The 18,106-nt window shown below is 35.3% G+C and carries 17 protein-coding genes; 16 read left to right on the top strand and 1 reads right to left on the bottom strand.

Annotated elements, in window-relative coordinates; all coding sequences use genetic code 11:
- Positions 1–2 precede the first annotated feature (2 nt).
- Positions 3–1,502 (bottom strand): NOL1/NOP2/sun family putative RNA methylase, encoded by a 1,500-nt coding sequence (locus tag NZ923_09760; protein MCS7230301.1) that lies wholly within the window; start codon positions 1,500–1,502, stop codon positions 3–5.
- 178 nt (positions 1,503–1,680) lie between these two features.
- Between NZ923_09760 and sppA the strand changes: the two genes are divergently transcribed.
- The 16 genes from sppA to NZ923_09840 all read left to right on the top strand — a co-directional run bounded on the left by sppA (position 1,681) and on the right by NZ923_09840 (position 18,093).
- Positions 1,681–2,595, top strand: a complete 915-nt coding sequence (gene sppA, locus NZ923_09765; protein ID MCS7230302.1) for a signal peptide peptidase SppA — start codon at positions 1,681–1,683, stop codon at positions 2,593–2,595.
- Positions 2,596–2,610: 15 nt separating this feature from the next.
- Positions 2,611–2,982, top strand: coding sequence for an integration host factor subunit beta (locus tag NZ923_09770; protein ID MCS7230303.1), 372 nt, complete (start codon positions 2,611–2,613; stop codon positions 2,980–2,982).
- Positions 2,983–3,003: 21 nt separating this feature from the next.
- Positions 3,004–3,864, top strand: a complete 861-nt coding sequence (locus NZ923_09775; protein ID MCS7230304.1) for a tetratricopeptide repeat protein — start codon at positions 3,004–3,006, stop codon at positions 3,862–3,864.
- A 26-nt stretch (positions 3,865–3,890) separates the two neighbouring features.
- Positions 3,891–3,986, top strand: coding sequence for an AURKAIP1/COX24 domain-containing protein (locus NZ923_09780; GenBank protein MCS7230305.1), 96 nt, complete (start codon positions 3,891–3,893; stop codon positions 3,984–3,986).
- 135 nt (positions 3,987–4,121) lie between these two features.
- On the top strand, positions 4,122–5,018 hold the full coding sequence (locus tag NZ923_09785) for a hypothetical protein (protein MCS7230306.1): 897 nt from the start codon (positions 4,122–4,124) through the stop codon (positions 5,016–5,018).
- A gap of 22 nt (positions 5,019–5,040) precedes the next feature.
- The gene (locus tag NZ923_09790) at positions 5,041–6,432 is read left to right on the top strand and encodes a TrpB-like pyridoxal phosphate-dependent enzyme (GenBank protein MCS7230307.1); all 1,392 of its coding nucleotides are present in this window, start codon (positions 5,041–5,043) and stop codon (positions 6,430–6,432) included.
- 27 nt (positions 6,433–6,459) lie between these two features.
- The gene (gene gltX / locus NZ923_09795) at positions 6,460–7,902 is read left to right on the top strand and encodes a glutamate--tRNA ligase (protein MCS7230308.1); all 1,443 of its coding nucleotides are present in this window, start codon (positions 6,460–6,462) and stop codon (positions 7,900–7,902) included.
- A 14-nt stretch (positions 7,903–7,916) separates the two neighbouring features.
- Positions 7,917–8,495, top strand: a complete 579-nt coding sequence (gene def / locus NZ923_09800; GenBank protein MCS7230309.1) for a peptide deformylase — start codon at positions 7,917–7,919, stop codon at positions 8,493–8,495.
- 25 nt (positions 8,496–8,520) lie between these two features.
- Positions 8,521–9,504 (top strand): methionyl-tRNA formyltransferase, encoded by a 984-nt coding sequence (gene fmt, locus NZ923_09805; GenBank protein MCS7230310.1) that lies wholly within the window; start codon positions 8,521–8,523, stop codon positions 9,502–9,504.
- Between the two features lie 9 nt (positions 9,505–9,513).
- The gene (locus NZ923_09810) at positions 9,514–10,977 is read left to right on the top strand and encodes a citrate transporter (GenBank protein ID MCS7230311.1); all 1,464 of its coding nucleotides are present in this window, start codon (positions 9,514–9,516) and stop codon (positions 10,975–10,977) included.
- Positions 10,978–10,994: 17 nt separating this feature from the next.
- The gene (locus NZ923_09815; protein ID MCS7230312.1) at positions 10,995–11,693 is read left to right on the top strand and encodes a YIP1 family protein; all 699 of its coding nucleotides are present in this window, start codon (positions 10,995–10,997) and stop codon (positions 11,691–11,693) included.
- Between the two features lie 4 nt (positions 11,694–11,697).
- The gene (locus NZ923_09820; protein MCS7230313.1) at positions 11,698–13,896 is read left to right on the top strand and encodes a hydantoinase/oxoprolinase family protein; all 2,199 of its coding nucleotides are present in this window, start codon (positions 11,698–11,700) and stop codon (positions 13,894–13,896) included.
- Positions 13,893–14,747: an esterase family protein gene (locus tag NZ923_09825; protein MCS7230314.1), complete on the top strand. Its 855-nt coding sequence runs from the start codon at positions 13,893–13,895 to the stop codon at positions 14,745–14,747. Before NZ923_09820 ends, NZ923_09825 begins: the two co-directional genes overlap by 4 nt.
- Positions 14,741–16,051, top strand: a complete 1,311-nt coding sequence (locus NZ923_09830; protein MCS7230315.1) for an FAD-dependent oxidoreductase — start codon at positions 14,741–14,743, stop codon at positions 16,049–16,051. The genes NZ923_09825 and NZ923_09830 overlap by 7 nt, the downstream gene beginning before the upstream one ends.
- Positions 16,052–16,738: an N-acetylmannosamine-6-phosphate 2-epimerase gene (locus tag NZ923_09835; GenBank protein ID MCS7230316.1), complete on the top strand. Its 687-nt coding sequence runs from the start codon at positions 16,052–16,054 to the stop codon at positions 16,736–16,738. It abuts the gene before it with no gap.
- Complete coding sequence (locus NZ923_09840; protein MCS7230317.1) at positions 16,735–18,093, top strand: FAD-dependent oxidoreductase; 1,359 nt, start codon at positions 16,735–16,737, stop codon at positions 18,091–18,093. Before NZ923_09835 ends, NZ923_09840 begins: the two co-directional genes overlap by 4 nt.
- Positions 18,094–18,106: the final 13 nt, after the last annotated feature.

The raw sequence follows: 18,106 nt of genomic DNA on the forward strand, positions 1-18,106 counted from the left end.
TTTTACATCACCTCAATTTCCACGGTTCGTCTTCCTTTTGGAATTTGGCTTTTTAAACCTTCTTTTGTCACAAGGCCACAACCAAGCATTATATTTTTATATTTTACCGCTACATATGTTCCTGGTTTGTGATTAGATGATAAATTTTTTACTGTTCCACCAGTTATAAATTTTTTCACCTGTTCTTCGTTTTCAATTTCAATTGTATTTTTCATAACGAATGGTGATAACAGTTGAAGCGCAGATGTTGAAATTTTCCATTGTCCTCTCTTGACCAATTTTGCAAGCTTGATTCCGATTCTTTGAACTATGTTTGATATGAGATGATGTTTATAATTTTTGTCTATACCTGTGAAATCCATCGTTAAAAACTTTTTCCATCCGTTTGAACAAAACCATATCTCGTCTTTTTTAAAGTAGTAGATAAATCTATCCCATATGTTTTCATCTATTCCAAATTCACCGCTTAGGAATTTAAGAGGTTCTTTTAACTCTCTATCGCTACTGTTTAAAAACTTAATTTTTTCAGTTGGGCCTTTGCTACCTATATCGGAGAATTCTGGGGATTTTGAAAATGTTGAGTCAATTTTTCGCAATTTAGCGATGAAGAAACCTTCTGTATTTGATTTAAAAGGATAAATTCTAATTGTTTTTTTCAATCTCTCATCAAATGTGATTCCCTCAAAAGAAGTCAGTCCATTATCAAAATCTGCCTTTTTATATTTTATTTCTTCAACCTCAAGCGGAAATTTTCTCAGAGCTGAATCTATTATCATCTCGTTTTCCTCAACTGTTAGAGTGCAAGTTGAATATACTATCACACCTCCGGGTTTAACGGATTTAATTGCGCTTGAAAGCAATTGCTGTTGTTTGTTGCTAAAGCGTTTGACTTCATCAATACTCCACCATTTTAAAACCTCGTTTGCTTTCGCTATGATACCCAGAGCTGAACAGGGAGCGTCAACAAGGACTTTGTCAAAAACTTCAGGAAAAAGATTCCCAAATCTATTTCCATCAATTAAGGTTATCCCTGTGTTTAATATTCCCAAGCGGTCTATTTGATGAGCTACAACCTTTAACCTTTCAAACGAGATGTCATTTGCAATTATTATTCCACTGTTTTTCATTAGCTGGGCAATGTGAGTTGTTTTTGAGCCTGGAGCCGAAGCAATGTCAAGTATAAACTCTTCAGGCTCAGGTTCAAGTATAAGAGAAGGAAGCATTGAAGACATGCTTTGTATATAGAAAAAACCGACAAAATGTTGAATTGTCTTTGAAATTGTATATGGTTCTTCAATGACTGTAAAAGAATCAGGAATAAAATCAATTTCAGATAGCTTGAAGCCTTCGCTTTCAAGTTGTTTCTTTAATTCTGTGGATGATATTTTAAGCGTATTGGTTCGGATTGTTAAAGGTATATCAAGCTTATAGGCCTTCAGAACAAGTTTTGCCGATTCAGGGTCTATTATTTTGGTAAGGTAGTTTAAGATTTTGTCGGGCATAATATTCGTTAATGCATATTGAGATTTTTATTAAATATACGAGATTTGGGAATCCAACACAAAATTCAATACTTGTTGGTGCCGTGGCTTTGAAATTTTTGTGTAAAGAATTTTTTAATTGACTTTTAATAAAATTTTTTGTAAAATTTTACAACCAAAACTAAATCTTTGCGCTGAAATGAGCAAAGAAGCAAAATGGTTTCTTGGAATAATTGGAATCATCTTATCGTTGTCGGTTTTATTTTTCGCACTTGGTTTTTTCACACTTGTAAGTTCAATGAAGCCCGTTCCCGAAGATGAAGTGGTAGAAGGTAAAGACAAGATTGCTTTAATTGAGTTGAAAGGTGTTATAGTAAGTTCAGAAGAAATCGTAAGGCAAATTAAGAAATATACCAAGAGCAAAGCGGTTAAGGCTATAGTTTTTTATATTGACTCCCCAGGTGGTGGGGTTTCAGCAAGTGAGGAAATATATCAGGAGCTGAAAAAAGCAAGGGAAAAGAAACCTGTTATCGCATCAATGGGCTCTGTTGCTGCAAGTGGAGGGTATTATGTTTCTCTCGGAGCAACGAAAATTGTAGCAAACCCAGGGACAATAACGGGAAGCATAGGTGTAATTGCACAATTCCCAAATTTGAGTAAATTGTTTGATAAAATCGGAGTTGATTTTGAAGTTGTAAAAAGTGGAAAATTCAAGGATTCAGGAAATCCCTACCGTGGATTAACAGATGAAGAGAGGAAGTATCTTCAAAATTTGATAGATGATGTTTACGGACAATTTGTAAATCATGTTGTTGAAGAGAGAAAGATGAAAAAAGAAGATGTTTTAAAAATTGCCGATGGGCGAGTTTTCACAGGCAAACAAGCATACGAGCTTGGGCTTGTTGATACACTCGGAACGCTTGAGGATGCTATAAAGATCGCAGCGAATATGGCTGGTATAAAAGACGAACCGAAAATTGTTAAAGAAAGGAGAAAAGACAGGATCTTTGATATTCTTTTTGAATCAAAGACGGTTGAAAGCATTGAGGAGATAAAGAACTTTATTTTAAATCAACCAGTCCTCCAGTATAGATACGAATTTATTCTAAAATAAAATTAGGGTTAGAAATTGACCAAAACAGAACTTGTTAGAATTTTAGCAGAACAAATTGGATTAACAGTTGAGGAAGTAGAAAGAGTAATTGACGGAGCTATTGCAATAATTATGGATTCCCTCAAAAAGGGCGATTATGTACAAATAAGAGGATTTGGAACATTTAGAGTTGTTAAAAGAAAGGCAAGAATCGCAAGGAATCCAAAGAAGGGAGAAATTGTTCCACTTGATGACAGGTATGTTCCCGACTTTAAACCAACCAGAGAATTCAAACAGATGGTTATTGATAGCCTGCGTGATAAAGTTTTGGCTGAAAAAGAGCATAAACATAAAGAAGAAAACTTGAATCATTCATCAAATGGTGAATCAAGCGAAAGCCAAACTTAAAATAACAAATGGAATATAGCTATGGCTGAGAAAAAGTGCAAAGTTTGTGGCACTGTTTTACCGGAAGATGCAAAGTTTTGTTTTAATTGTGGAGTTAAAATAAGCGATGAGACATTGAGTAAAGTCATTATTTGTGAAATTTGTGGGTTTGAAAATGAGCCCAGTTATAAATTTTGCATCAGTTGCGGTTCTAAGTTAAGTGGTGAAATTGCGGATACTGAAACGCCAGCAAGAAAGGAAGTTGATTATAAAGTCCCAGAGCCAGAATCAGCTAAAAAGGAAAAGGCAGAATTCAAGGCAAAACCTAAAGTAAAAAAGAAAGCTTTAAAAGTTTCATTTTATCAAATCTTTTATTTTGGACTTGCTGTTGCCTTTATTGGGTTAATTGCATATGGAATAATTAGGAAAGAAAAATCTAAGACAGAGGCTGAACTTCACCAACATCAACATCAACATCCTGAAGTTAGTGCTGAAATAATGAGCGAGATAGAAAGATTGCGTAAAAGGGTTGAAGCAAATCCGGATGATATGAACTCAACCTTAATGCTTGCCAACCTTCTTCATGATGCTCACTTGTTTGATCAAGCTATTCAGTATTACCGAAAATATCTTGAGAAAAATGAATCTGATCCAAACGCAAGAGTTGATATGGGAATTTGTCTTTTTGAAATTGGTCGCGTTGACGAAGCGATTAAGGAGATGGAAAAGGCTTTAACTTATTCCCCGAAGCATCAGCTTGCTCTTTATAATCTTGGTATTGTTAATTTAGCGTCTGGAAATATTGAAAAGGCAAGGGATTACTTTCAGCTTTGTGTAGATGTAGATTCTACATCCGAGGCAGGTCGCAAGGCAAAACGCATGCTTGAGCAGCACAAATTTTAAACAAAATAAGTAAGGAGGCGAAATTTATGCCAAATCTCAGAAAGAAGAGAAAAAAGAAAATGAACAAGCATAAGTGGAAAAAGAGAAGAAGGAAGATGAGACACAAGAAGAAAATAAGATAATTAATTCACGGGTTGCCCTTTATGGGCAACCTTCTTTAAAATTAATTCGTTATTGCAAATTAAAAACAAAAATTGAAATTGAAATTGCCGAAAAATTTTTTACGATTTTTTTGCATTTTCGCACTATTTTTTATTTTGCTTCTCAACTTAAAAATTGAAAATGCAGAATCCTGGGGGTTTGACGCCCATAAAAAAATCACTGAAGTTACAATTGATATAATTTTGAGCTTAGATAATTTTAAAGGAATTGAACGCTCAAAACTTGACGCCTTTAAAAATTTTCTCGCCGAAAATAAAAATGTAATAATTGAGAGAAGCATTGAACCTGATTTGGCAAGAAATGAGAATAAAGATGAACAATTTAATCATTTTATTGATATTGATAGATATGGAAAGTATCCATTCGTTGAATTGCCCCGAGATAAACTCAAAGCGATTGAGAAATTTGGTTTTGAAACAGTCCAAAAGAATGGCTTTTTGCCTTGGCGGATAAGTGATTTTACTGATAGTTTATCTCTTGCGATTGCAAGAAATGATAAAGAAAAAATGCTAAAATATTCCGCTTGGCTTGCCCATTATGTTGAAGATGCGCACCAACCTCTCCATGTAACAGAAAATTATGATGGTCAGTTAACTAATCAGCCTGGGATTCATTCCAGAGTTGAAACGGAACTTGTTCGCTATATGATTCGGAATAATGATTTAAAATTTGATACCAGGAGGATTAACGAGGAATTGAAGAGAAGTTCTATTGTCAAAGACAAAGTAAATTTTGCTTTTGATATTGTTCTTGAAAGTTATAGGTTTCTTGATGAAATTTTAGAAGCAGATAACCATGCGAAAAGCCAAATTCCAGTTGATAAACTATATAGAGTTGAGAAAAGAGATGGGCGAACAAGATATATTTATTCGGATGAGTATTATTCAATCATGGCGAAAAAGCTGAGAAATATCATCATTGAAAGAATGGAATCATCTTCAATTAGATTGGCGATTTTGTGGCTAACAGCTTTAGCTGAGTCATCAAGGTAAATAAAAATAATTTGTGTTTAAAATGAGAAGGAAAAAAGCAATTTCACAGAGTAATCGGATTTATCTGAGCGAACGCGAAATTCCAAGGCGTTGGTATAACATTATTCATGATATGCCTGAGAAACCAAAACCACCTTTAAATCCAAGAACAGGTGAAGTTGTATCTGTTGATGAACTTTCTGTTATTTTTGCACAAGCTCTAATTGAACAGGAGATAAGTGAAAAGCAGTGGATAGATATACCTGATGAAGTTTTGAAACTTTACTTGTTGTGGAGACCTACTCCTTTGATAAGAGCAAGGGCTCTTGAAGAAGCACTTGAAACTCCCGCAAGGATTTACTATAAATATGAAGGTGTTAGTCCTTCGGGAAGTCATAAGCCAAATACAGCAGTTGCTCAAGCATATTATAATAAGAAAGAAAACGTTGAACAATTAACAACTGAAACTGGGGCCGGACAATGGGGCAGTGCTCTTGCTTTTGCTTGTAATTATTTTGGATTAAAGTGTAAGGTCTTTATGGTTCGCGCAAGCTACGAGCAAAAACCTTATAGAAGAGTTCTTATGCAGATGTGGGGAGCAGATGTAGTCCCAAGTCCAAGCAAAGAAACTCAGGTTGGCAAAAAAATCCTTGAAACATCGCCTGACTCGCCTGGAAGCTTAGGTATAGCTATAAGCGAAGCAATTGAAGTTGCTATATCAGATGATAAAACAAAGTATTCGCTTGGTAGTGTCTTAAATCATGTATTGCTTCATCAAACCATAATAGGATTGGAATCCAAGAAGCAACTTGACAAAGTGGGTGAGTATCCAACTATAGTAGTTGGATGTGTTGGTGGAGGTTCAAATTTCGGTGGGATTTCATTTCCTTTTTTACTTGACAAATTTTACGAAAAAAAGAAAAACATTCGCATTTTGGCAGTTGAACCTGCCGCTTGTCCATCATTAACGAAAGGAATTTTTAGCTATGATTATGGGGATACGAGTAAATTAACTCCGCTTCTTCCAATGTATACACTTGGGCATGACTTTATACCACCTAAAATACATGCGGGTGGTTTGAGGTATCATGGGATGAGCCCAATTGTCAGCAAGCTATATGCCGATGGTTTCATTGAAGCGAGAGCCTATACTCAAAATGAAGTTTTTGATGCTGCTCTTAAGTTTTTTCAAACAGAAGGAATAGTTCCAGCTCCTGAGTCAGCACACGCAGTAAGAGCTGTAATAGATGAAGCAGTGAGAGCAAGAAAGGAGAAAAAAGAAGAGGTTATTCTTTTTAATCTGTCGGGACATGGTTTCTTTGATATGAGTGCTTATAATGAATATCTCGCTGGAAACCTTGAAGATGTTGTTTTGACCAATGAAGAAGTTGATGAATTGACAAGGAAGTTATCTTCATATCCGAAACCTTATTAAAAATAAAATTTAAATCGTTATTGCAAATTGAAAACAAAAACAAGATTTGCACCAAGTCCAACTGGACACTTACATATAGGGGGAGCTCGGACAGCTATTTTTAACTGGTTATATTCAAGAAAAAACAATGGAGAATTTTATCTACGCATTGAAGACACAGATAAGGAACGATCAAGCGAGGAAATGGTGCAATCAATAATTGATGGCTTAAATTGGTTAGGAATTAACTGGGACGGTGATATTTATTTTCAATCTCAACATATAAATGATCATATCTCCGCTTGCTACGAACTTGTTAAAAAAGGGCATGCTTATTTTTGCTACTGTACTGAAGAAGAACTTGAAATGAAACGAAAACAAGCGGAAGAGAACAAGATTCCTTATAAATACGATAGAAAGTGTCTATACTTAAGTCAAGAAGAGAAAAATAAGTTTGAAAAAGAGGGAAGAAGTCGGACAATAAGGTTTAAAGTTCCAGATGGAGAAACTGTTTTTTTTGATGTTGTACACGGGGAGATAAGATTTAAAAATTCAGAGATTGATGATTTCATTATTTTGAGGTCGGATAACACTCCAGTTTATAATATGGCAGTTGTGGTTGATGATCATAAAATGGGCATAACTCATGTGATTCGTGGAGACGATCATATCTCAAATACACCGAAACAAATTTTAATTTATCAAGCTCTTGGTTGGGATATCCCTGTTTTCGCTCATGTTCCTTTAATTCTCGGTCCTGATAGAAAAAGGCTAAGCAAAAGACATGGCGCAACTGCGGTTATAGAATATAGAGAAAGGGGATTTCTTCCAGAAGCAATGTTTAATTATCTTTGTCTACTTGGGTGGTCTCCCGGGGATAATAGAGAAATCATGACTATTGAAGAGATAATTGAAGCATTTGATATTACAAAAATTCAAAAAAAGAGCGCTATCTTTGACCAGGCAAAGCTTGAGTGGATGAACAGCGAATATATACGAAGAAAGGAGAACACAGAAATTTTGAAACTTCTCAAACCTATTGTTAAAAAATATGGGTATGAGGTTGAAAATGATTTGTATTTGCTAAAGGTTATATCACTAATGAAAGATAGAGTCAAAGTCCTTGATGATTTTGTCACATTTGGTAAATACTTTTTTGAAGATCCTGATGATTATGATCCTGAAGGAGTAAAGAAATACTGGAGCGAGAATACGGCTGAACTTTTAACAGAGTTCACCGAGATTATAAGAAAAATTGATGACTTCAATGCATCTGAGATAGAGAGAGAATTAAGAAGTTTTGCTCTTGAGAAAGGTATCAAGGCATCTGATCTAATTCATCCGATAAGATTGGCGATCACAGGAATGAGAATAAGCCCTGGACTTTTTGAATTAATGGAAACGCTTGGAAAGGAAACCTCAATAAAAAGAATTAATGTGGCAGTGAATAAAATTCCTTCGCACTTTGATATCAAGGAAAGTAAAAATTAATTTGAGGCAGAAGAGTGATTTTACCAATATATCTTTATGGAGATCCGATTTTTAAAAAGCCAGCTCAAAAAGTCAAACATATTGACGATAAATTTATTGAAACGCTAAAAGATATGTTTGAAACTATGGAGGTTGCTGACGGAATTGGGCTTGCAGCAACTCAAGTTGGAATACCATATTCTTTTGCTGTGATTGATGTCTCGGTTTATGAAGAGTATAAAGATTTTAAAAGAATGGTGATAATAAACCCAGAAATAATTTATGCAAGCGGAGAAGATGTCATGGAGGAAGGATGCTTAAGCATTCCCGGTTTAAGAGCTGAAATAATTAGACCTGCAAAAATAGTGTTAAAATATCAAGATATTGATTTAACCACAAATGAGATGGAGTGCGAAGGATTATTGGCGAGAGTTGTTCAACATGAGGTTGATCATCTCAATGGTAAATTTTTCATTGATTATCTCTCTCCAATAAGATTAAAAACTCTGAAACCAAAATTATCAAAAATCAAAAAAGGAGAGGTTAAAGCTCATTATCCAATTGTTATCCCAGGGACGAGGAAAGTCATTGCTCCGGATGTTAAATCTGAATAAAAATTTAATTTGAGATTTTTACTTAATGAGAATCGTTTTCATGGGAACTCCAGAGTTTGCAATACCATCGCTTAAAGCGCTTTTAGACAATAATTATAACATCTCTGCAGTAGTTACAGCACCTGATGAACCAAAAGGTAGAGGCTATAAGCTTACACCTCCGCCTGTGAAAGTGTTCGCACTTGAGAATAATCTTAGGGTTATACAACCCGAAAGTCTAAGGGATGAAAATTTTATCAACGAGTTAAAAAATTTATCTCCTGATCTAATTGTTGTTGTCGCATTTCGCATTTTACCACCTGAAGTTTTTAAAATCCCACCGCTTGGAACTGTAAATGTACATGCTTCGCTCCTTCCGCGATATCGTGGTGCTGCTCCCATAAATTGGGCAATAATAAATGGTGAGAAAGAAACCGGAATCACAACATTCTTTATAAATGAAAAAGTTGATACAGGAGATATAATTTTACAGAAAAAGATACCAATAGATCCAGACGAAACCGCGGGCGAACTTCATGATAAGTTGGCAAAGCTCGGAGCCGAAGTATTGCTTCAGACATTAAAATTGATAGAAAGTGGCTCTGTTCAGCCATTACCACAAGATGAATCGCTTGCCACACCTGCCCCGAAAATTAAAAAAGAAATGTGTCAGATTAATTGGCTCGAGAAAAATGCTCAACAAGTTCACAACTTTGTCCGTGGTCTTTCACCAAGCCCTGGAGCATATACATTCCTTGGTGGGAAACTTGTAAAAATTTATAGAACGAAATTACCTTCGGAGGATTGCACAAAACCAACGAACGTAGAACCTGGTCAAATTTTTGTTGAAAAAGATAAATTATATGTTGTGTGCTCGGATTTAAATTTAATTCAAATAGTTGAACTACAAATTGAAGGAAAAAAGAGATTGAATGCAGATGAGTTCTTGAGAGGTTTTAGGATTAAGCCTGGTGAAAAATTTGAAATTTTAGGTGAAGATGAACTTAAAATGTATTTGAAAAATAAATAAATTATCAAAATGATTGTAACGATTGGTATAATAGCTGTTTTTGTAGTAATGGCTTTACTTATGTTCTTTCGTATAATTCCAGCGTTAATCGCGCTTCCGCTGATGGCATTTCTTATTGCTTATATTGGGGGAGTTCCTTTGCTTGATATCTTTGTATATGTAATTGGTGACGGAGCTTTTAGGTTGCATCAAGCGTATACCGTAGCAATTTTTGGTGGCATGTTAAGTATCTTCATGCAAAAGTCAGGGATAGCTGAAGGTTTCATAAGAAAAGGTGCGGAACTTGCAGGTGATGATCCGTTTTATGTAAGTTTAATTATCTTGATATTAACTTCTATTTTGTTTACCACGCTTGGGGGACTTGGAGCAATTATTATGGTTGGCACAATCATACTTCCAATTATGAGTTCAGTCGGAATAAGTCCATCAATTATAGCAGGTGTTTTTTTGTTCGGTTTGAGCATGGGCGGAATTTTAAATGCTCAAAATTGGATACTTTATATCAATGTTTTAAAAGTTGAATTTGAAACCGTTAGGACATTTGCATTTTTGCTTTTCTTTTTAGCTTTGATTGTATCAGTTAGTTTCATAATCTTGGAATTGAAGCGAGAAGGGTTAATAAAAAGTTTAAAACCAATCTTAAATTTTAAATTTGCTTTGACATTGATGATTATTTTATCATTGTTTGCGTTGCCGATAATTTTGCTAAAGTTTGATTCTTTGTTACCAGATGGTTTTAAAAATGTGATTGATTTAACTGTGAAACTTTTGCTTGCTGTTTTCTTTATCTACATATTTGTTGAATTTTTATTGAGAGTAGTATCTCCAACGAGGGCAGGAAAGTTGAAATGGTATGCGTTTTTCACGCCAATTGTCCCATTGATCATAGTTTTCACTCTTGGAAGTCAGTATTTCGTTTTCGCTTTTGTAGCAGGTTTATTTTATGGGTTTGTGACAACATTTAGAAAAGGTAGTTTAAACCTTCTTATGCAGTCAATTATAGAAGGTGGGAGTAGCGTAATTCCAGCTGTTGCCCTTATGATTGGAATTGGAATGCTTTTGAACGCAATTCTTGGTCCATCAAATGGAATGCAAGAAGACTGGAAAGTATATGCACAATTAAAACCTTTATTTAGAGCCATCGTTCCAAGTTCACCGATTTTATTTGTATTAGTTTTTTCCGCTTTAAGTCCACTTGCTCTTTATCGTGGTCCTCTTAATGTTTGGGGTCTTGGATATGGAATTGCAACTCTCATTTCTCAGCCAGTGGGGACTCTTCCACCAGCTTCTGTTATGGGTATGCTATTGTCAGTTGGTCAAATTCAAGGTGTTTGCGATCCGACAAACACGCATAATGTTTGGATTGCAAATGAATTAAGAATTGATGTCAATCAAATTCTAAAGAAGACATTACCATATGCTTGGGCTTTGGCTACAGCTGGGTTGATAATCTCAGCTTTAATGTTTTTGTAAAAAATTTTCTTCTAATTATGCTTTGTTCAACTTGTGGAGCCGAAAATTCAAAGTTTAATCTTAAGTGTAAATTTTGCGGTGCTTATCTTCAGAATCCTGTCTATGTTTTGAATCTATTTGAAACTTTGGGTTTATTGATACTAAATCCTCAAGAGGGATTTCACAAGATAATTATTTCAAAAAGAAAAAATTACTCATTTTTTCTTGCTTCGCTTTTTGGGATAGCAATTGCTTTTGAGGTTTTTAAGCAATCAAAAATCGGCGAGAGATATGACAATTTAATTTTCTTGATCTTCCACATCTTTTTGTTAGGGATCCCACTTGGGCTCTCATTAATCGCAATTGTAGCAAGCGTACTTAAATTTTTACTTCGCAAATTTGTTGAGATTAAATTTAAAACATATTTCGCAGTAGTTGCATATTCAATGTTTCCTATAGTTTCAGGTTTGTTTTTCCTTTATCCATCTATACTTGCTGTATTTGGAATTTATTATTTCACGGAGACGCCTGGACCGGAAAACCTCAAGCCATTTGCATTTTTGCTTTTTTCAGCCGTTGGCTGGATTTTGAGGGTATATTCATTTTTCTTGCTTTTGCTTGCCATAAAGCATATAACGGAAAATTTTTTAAAGGCGCTTATTTTCGCATTTTTAACTTCAATTTGTTTATTTGTTTTGTTAAATTTATTAACAGAAGTTATCAAAATTGTGCTCTGAATCTATGACAAGAAAAATAAAAATTGGAATTGATGTTGGCGGGACTTTTACGCATGCAGTTGCGATTGATGTTAATACACTTGAAATAGTTGCGAAAAGTTGCGTTCCAACGACTCACTTTGCTAAAGAAGGTGTAGCACTTGGAGTTATACAAGCAATGAACGAGATTTTAAAAACCGAATTAGTAAATTCTGAAGATGTTGTTTTGATAGCACACAGTACAACTCAAGCGACAAACGCCCTTCTTGAAGGTGATGTAGCGAAAGTTGGGATAATTGGACTTGGGACAAAGGTTGATGCGTTACGAGCTAAGGGGGAAACAAATGTGGGAAGAATTCCGCTCGGTGGAGGCAAGTTTATTGAGACATTTCATACATTTCTTGACTCTAAAATTTTTGACACTGAAAATGTAGAAGAAGAGATAAAAAGAGCAGTAGATCAGTTAATTTCAGAAGGCGCTGAGGTTTTCGTTGTAAGTGAAGCTTTTGGAGTTGATGATCCACAAAGGGAGGAGAAAGCAGTTGAAATCATAAAAAGTATGGGAAGAATTGCTACTTCCGCTTCTTTTATTTCGCAACTCTATGGCTTAAGAATAAGAACGAGAACAGCTGTTGTAAATGCAAGTATGCTTCCGAAGATGATGGAAACTGCTGAAATGACTCAAAGAAGTGTAGAAAGTGCTGGCGTAAGCGCACCATTGATGATAATGAGAAGTGATGGTGGAATTATGAGCATTGAAGAGATGAAAAAACGACCAATTATGACCATACTTTCAGGTCCAGCTGCAGGCGTTGCTTCCGCGCTTATGTATGTTAAAATATCCGATGGAATTTTCATAGAGGTTGGGGGAACAAGCACAGATATATCAGTGATAAAAAATGGAAAGCCGGTTGTTAAAACTGCTGAAGTTGGAGGAAATAAGTTATATCTTAAAACGCTTGATGTGAGAACTGTTGGGATTGCAGGAGGATCAATGGTAAGGATTTCAGAGGATTTCAAAACGATAGTTGATGTTGGACCAAGAAGTGCACACATCGCTGGTTTAAAGTATGTATCGTTTTCTGAGGCTGAAAATTTTGATGACATTGAATTTGTTCTAATACAGCCTAAGCCTGGCGATCCATCAAATTATATCGCAATTAAAAACAAAAATTCAAATAAACCAGAATTTACAATTACAACAACAGATGCCGCGAATTTTTTAAACCTCATAAGTCCAGCTGGATACAGCAGGGGGAATTACGAATCTGTTCAAAAAGTTTTTCTAAAACTTTCTAACTTGATGAAAAAACCAGCCGAGCAAATCGCCAGGGATATACTTGATATCGCTGTTTCAAAAGTGAAAAGTGTTATATTGAATTTGATAAAAGAATATAAGCTTGAGTCCGACCTTATAACGCTTGTAGGCGGTGGTGGTGGATCTGAAGTAATAGTTCCATATCTTGCTAAAAAGTTAAATTTTGAGCACAAAATTGCAGAAAACTCAGAGGTTATATCTGCAATCGGCGCAGCGCTTGGAATGATCAGGGAAAGCATAGAGCGAGTTATCCCAAATCCAACTGAAGATGATATTTTGAAATTGAGAAATGAGGCTATTTCATCCGCCGTTAGAATGGGAGCAAAACCTGAAACAATACAGGTTTCAATTGAAATTGATAGACAAACTAAAAGAGTATTGGCTATTGCAACTGGAACGCCTGATCTCAAAACAGGTGAGATTTCAAAAAGGCAAATAGACGATGCTGAATTGTTTAATATAGCCGAGAAAATGTTTCAAGTGCTGTTTAGAAAACTTGGAAAAAGAGATGGTGAAAGTATCAAGAAAATTTCGGAGAATAATTTTTATAAAATCTTTGGCGCAGAAATTGAAAAGACAAAGTTTTTTATCTTCAAAGAGAAGATAAAACCAGTTAAAGTTTTTGACATTGATGGAAGCGTTAAACTTCAATTTTCAAACGCCGATGTATTTGAGGTTAGTGTTCACGAAGTTGAAAAGGTTTTGTCTGAAGTAATTGATAATCTCACGGTTTATGGTGATGCTGGAGCAATTGCGCCAGATGTGTTTTTAATCTATGGGCCGAAGATAATTGATTTAACTGGGGTTATGTTCAAGGAACAAATGTTATCGGTAGCAAGAGCTGAATTAAAAGCAACACCTTTTCTTGACAATAAAATTATAATTATCGCAGAAGAGCGAAAATGAGAAAATTAAAACTTTCAAAAATCTTTGAGATCGCTTGTTTTATAATTTTTCTCCTGATTGAGAATTTACCAGCGCAAATGAAAGTCACCATCATACTTGATAGTCTTTATTCTCAATCAGTTGCCGGTTATAAAAAATTTAATGTTTTGCTTCCCAAAGATTATAACATCAACGAAGAGAGATACAAAGTAATCTTCCTTCTTCATGGTTATTCAGGAAATCATAATGACTGGATAAACAAAACCTCGCTTGTAAGGTATCTTGAAAATTACTCGTTCATAGTTGTAACTCCGGAGGCGGATAATAGCTGGTATACAAATTCACCTGTTCTTAAAAACCGCAATTATGAGGATTACATAGTCAAAGAGTTAATTCCCTATGTTGAGAAGAAATATCGCGTTATTTCAACCAAGCATGGAAGGGCAATTGCTGGTTTATCAATGGGTGGTTTCGGGGCTATAAAAATCGCATTAAAGTATCCAAATATGTTTCAATTTGCTGGATCCTTTAGCGGTGCTTTCAACTGGGCTGAACTACTCAACAGAGATGGGGGACAGTTAAGTCAAAGTTTAAAAGACGCATTTGGAGCGAAAAAAAGTGAACACTGGGATAAAAACGATGTATTTGCTCTTTCAGATAGCGTCAAACATTTGGAGTTGCCATATTTTTATATATCATGTGGGAAAGATGATCGGGTAGAAGGGCTTCTTGAATCAAATAGAAAGCTTATTGAAAAGTTTCAGCGAAACGGAATGGTTTATGAATACCATGAACTGCCAGGTGGTCATAGTTGGATTTTTTGGGATAGAGAAATAAAAAATTTTCTTAAAGTTTTATCCGAAAAATGGTAAGAAAGGGAAAAACAATTCTAAAGTTACCACGAAAGGCTAAAACAATTGAATCTGATGTTGTCGTAGTTGGTGGAGGTTTAAGTGGAATTGCAACCGCGATAACTTGCGCAAGTAAAGGATTGAGAACATTTTTAATTGAAAAATATGGATTTCTTGGTGGACTTACTACAAATGCTTTTGCCTTCCCATTGCGTGTTTTCAATGTTCAAAAAAATTTCATGGAGCTTTTTACAGAAGGGGATTCAGATGTTGTAAAATATCCCATCTTTTCAACTTTGATAAGGTATCTTTTGAAAAATAAAGCGATACCTGATCATCCGTACTCAGATCCACTGCAAATTTCAGGAACGATAATACCGTTTGATTTTGAAAGATTTAAATTTACAATGCTTGAGGTTTTGCTTGATTTTAAAGTAAATCTGCTTCTTCATGCTTTATTTATAAAGCCGAGGTTAAAAGGAGATACTCTTACATCCGTTTTTGTCCTTGGGAAAGAAGGGTTAATTGAAGTCAAAAGTAAGTATTTTGTAGATGCCACCGGAAATTGTGAGGTGTTCAAAGCGATAGATGAAAGCTTGGTTAGGAGAGTTGGTTCTATTCCAAGGTATAATTTTATCATAAGTGGCTGTGATTTTAGTAAAGTTGATGATAGAATTGTTTGTCAATCCGTTAAGATAGATGATTTTTCAGATGATAGATATCATGCTTATGTTGTTGATGGAGATGGAATTAAGTGTGCGATTTATGAGCTGCTGATAGAAAATCACGCTCTCGTATTTGGGTTTGGTGAGGGGGAAGTAGATCCAGATGATGTTTTATCAATCAGTGCGGTTGAGGAAAATTTACAATTAAAAGTTTATGATTTCATTGAGTATTTAAGACAATTTAAGCCTTTTGAAAATATCAGAATTTCAATGTTTCCAGCTCAAATTTACTTTACCGAAAGCCACAAGATAAAGGGACTTTACACATTAGTTTCAGAGGATGTTTTCAATGGTAAAAGTTTTAACGATGAAATCGCTGTGCTTAAAACCTCCGTAATTGCTGAAAAGATGTTTCCGTGTGTTCTCGCTCCAGATAGAAAATTTGATAAATTAAATGTTCGTATTCCGTTTTCATCATTTTTAACTGAAATAAAAAATCTCGTTGCAGTTGGAAGAAATGTTGATGTGAGCGAGGAATTGAAATTTATTTTGTATTCTTTCCCGTTTGTCGTTAAAACTTCGGAAAGCATTGGAAATCTTATCTCATTTGCACATGGAAATAACATAGGTTTGAACAAAATAAGAGATAAAATTGATTAAGTGAAACAGGAGATTTTGAAAAGGATGGAGAATGGAATTATCGTTTCTTGTCAACCTGATGAACTTGGGCTTTTTTCGGATGTCAAATTTATAGTTGAGTTTGCAGTTTCCGCTGAGCTCGGAGGAGCGGTTGCTGTAAGAATAGAAGGCGTGGAAAATATAAGAGCTGTTAAAAGTAAAGTTAGAATTCCAATTATTGGGATCATTAAAAGCAGATATCCTGAGGGTGATGTTTTGATAACACCTGATCTTAATTCGGTTGAGAAAATAATTGAAGCAGGAGCAGATATTGTTGCAATTGATGTAACTGCAAGAGACAAAAGATTTGATATTTTTAAACAGGTCAGGGAAAATTATGAAAATGTAATTTTGATGGCTGATGTTTCAACTTATGAAGAGGGAATTAAATCAGCTGAACTTGGTGCTGACATCATTGCTACAACGCTTGCTGGATATACTCCTTACACAAAACATTCTTATAAGAAATATGAACCTGATTTTGAGCTTGTTCATAAGTTGTCAAGTTCGCTTGATGTTCCAATTGTTGCGGAGGGGCGCATATGGACTGTTGAACAAATAAAAAAGATGTTTGATCTCGGTGCTTTTGCTGTTGTGATTGGCTCAGTAGTGACGAGGCCAAGGTTAATTGTTCAACGATTTGTAGAAGAAATTAAGAACAAAAAATGAGAAAAATTTTAAAAAATATCATTGACATTGAAAGCGCTGATGTTGTTGTCGCTGGAGGTGGTATAGCTGGGATTTGTTCTGCGGTTGCTTCGGCAAGAGAAGGTGCAAAAACGATATTGATAGATAGATATGGATTCCTTGGTGGGATGTCAACAGCTGGAATGGTTTCACCATTTATGAAATACTGGATCGTTGATGAGTTTGATAACAAAGTTAAGCCTCTTGTTGGTGGTGTATTTGAAGAGATAGTAAGAGGAATGGAAAAAATCGGGGGTGTGATAGATAATGGTTTCAGCGCTTGGGCATTTAGAAAAGTTGTAAATGAGCTTTTGCATAGCGTCGGGGTTAAAACCATAAGACATGCGATTATTTATGGGGTTGAGTTTGAAAATGTTGGCAAAAAGAGAAAAATCGTTGCTTTGATATTAGCTCATAACTCAAGGCTTTACCGTGTATCTGGCAAAGTTTTTGTTGATACTACTGGTGATGCTGAGATAGTTTACCTTGCAAACGCTGGTTGGGTTAAGGGTGATGAAGAAACAGGTTTCACACAAGCGATGACACTATTTTTCAGGGTCGGAGGAATTGATGTTAAAAGAGTCGTTGAATTTGTCAGAAACAATCCTGATCAATTTTATCCGTGGTCAACATCTACATATATACCTGGACAAATAGTTTCGGTTGCAGGTTATTTTGATATTGTTAAACAGGGAAAAGAGGATGGATTGTTACCTGAAACAATTGAATATATATTTTTCACAACCTTACCTGAGGATGGAGAAGCATCTTTTAACACAACAAATATCCTTGGTCTTGATGGGACGAGTTCATTTGATTTAACAAAAGCTGAAATAGATGGACGGATTCAGATGTGGAAGATATTTAATTTTTTAAAGCAAAAGATTCAGGGTTTTGAAAATTCGTATTTACTTGAGTCAGGCGTTCAAGTTGGTGTAAGGGAAACAAGACGAGCAATAGGAGAATATATCATCACAGGCGAAGATATATTACAGGCGCGAAAGTTTAACGATGCAATTGCAAGAGCTTGTTATGGAATTGACATTCACGGACAAAGAGGCGAAAGATCGCGGTTAGAACATTTAAGAGAAGGTCAGTATTATGAAGTTCCTTTGAGAGCTTTGATTGTTAAAAGAGCTTTAAATTTGCTTGTTGCAGGCAAATGTATTTCATCAACGAGGGAGGGGCATTCTGCTTTGAGAATTCAAGCAACATCCGCAGCGACAGGTGAAGCATCCGGAGTCGTCGCAGCTCTTGCATTAAAATTTGAAGGTAATGTTAGAAGTGTTCCTTATGAAATTATTAAGCAAAAATTAAAAGCACGTGGCAACATTTAAAAAAACAAAAGGA

Source organism: Candidatus Kryptonium sp. (assembly GCA_025060635.1).
GTDB lineage: Bacteria > Bacteroidota > Ignavibacteria > Kryptoniales > Kryptoniaceae > Kryptonium.

Coding starts and splice junctions, on each gene's coding strand:
- NZ923_09760 (MCS7230301.1), bottom strand. CDS start 1,502: ATGCCCGACAAAATCTTAAACTACCTTACCAAAATAATAGACCCTGAA.
- sppA (MCS7230302.1), top strand. CDS start 1,681: ATGAGCAAAGAAGCAAAATGGTTTCTTGGAATAATTGGAATCATCTTA.
- NZ923_09775 (MCS7230304.1), top strand. CDS start 3,004: ATGGCTGAGAAAAAGTGCAAAGTTTGTGGCACTGTTTTACCGGAAGAT.
- NZ923_09780 (MCS7230305.1), top strand. CDS start 3,891: ATGCCAAATCTCAGAAAGAAGAGAAAAAAGAAAATGAACAAGCATAAG.
- NZ923_09790 (MCS7230307.1), top strand. CDS start 5,041: ATGAGAAGGAAAAAAGCAATTTCACAGAGTAATCGGATTTATCTGAGC.
- fmt (MCS7230310.1), top strand. CDS start 8,521: ATGAGAATCGTTTTCATGGGAACTCCAGAGTTTGCAATACCATCGCTT.
- NZ923_09810 (MCS7230311.1), top strand. CDS start 9,514: ATGATTGTAACGATTGGTATAATAGCTGTTTTTGTAGTAATGGCTTTA.
- NZ923_09815 (MCS7230312.1), top strand. CDS start 10,995: ATGCTTTGTTCAACTTGTGGAGCCGAAAATTCAAAGTTTAATCTTAAG.
- NZ923_09820 (MCS7230313.1), top strand. CDS start 11,698: ATGACAAGAAAAATAAAAATTGGAATTGATGTTGGCGGGACTTTTACG.
- NZ923_09825 (MCS7230314.1), top strand. CDS start 13,893: ATGAGAAAATTAAAACTTTCAAAAATCTTTGAGATCGCTTGTTTTATA.
- NZ923_09830 (MCS7230315.1), top strand. CDS start 14,741: ATGGTAAGAAAGGGAAAAACAATTCTAAAGTTACCACGAAAGGCTAAA.
- NZ923_09840 (MCS7230317.1), top strand. CDS start 16,735: ATGAGAAAAATTTTAAAAAATATCATTGACATTGAAAGCGCTGATGTT.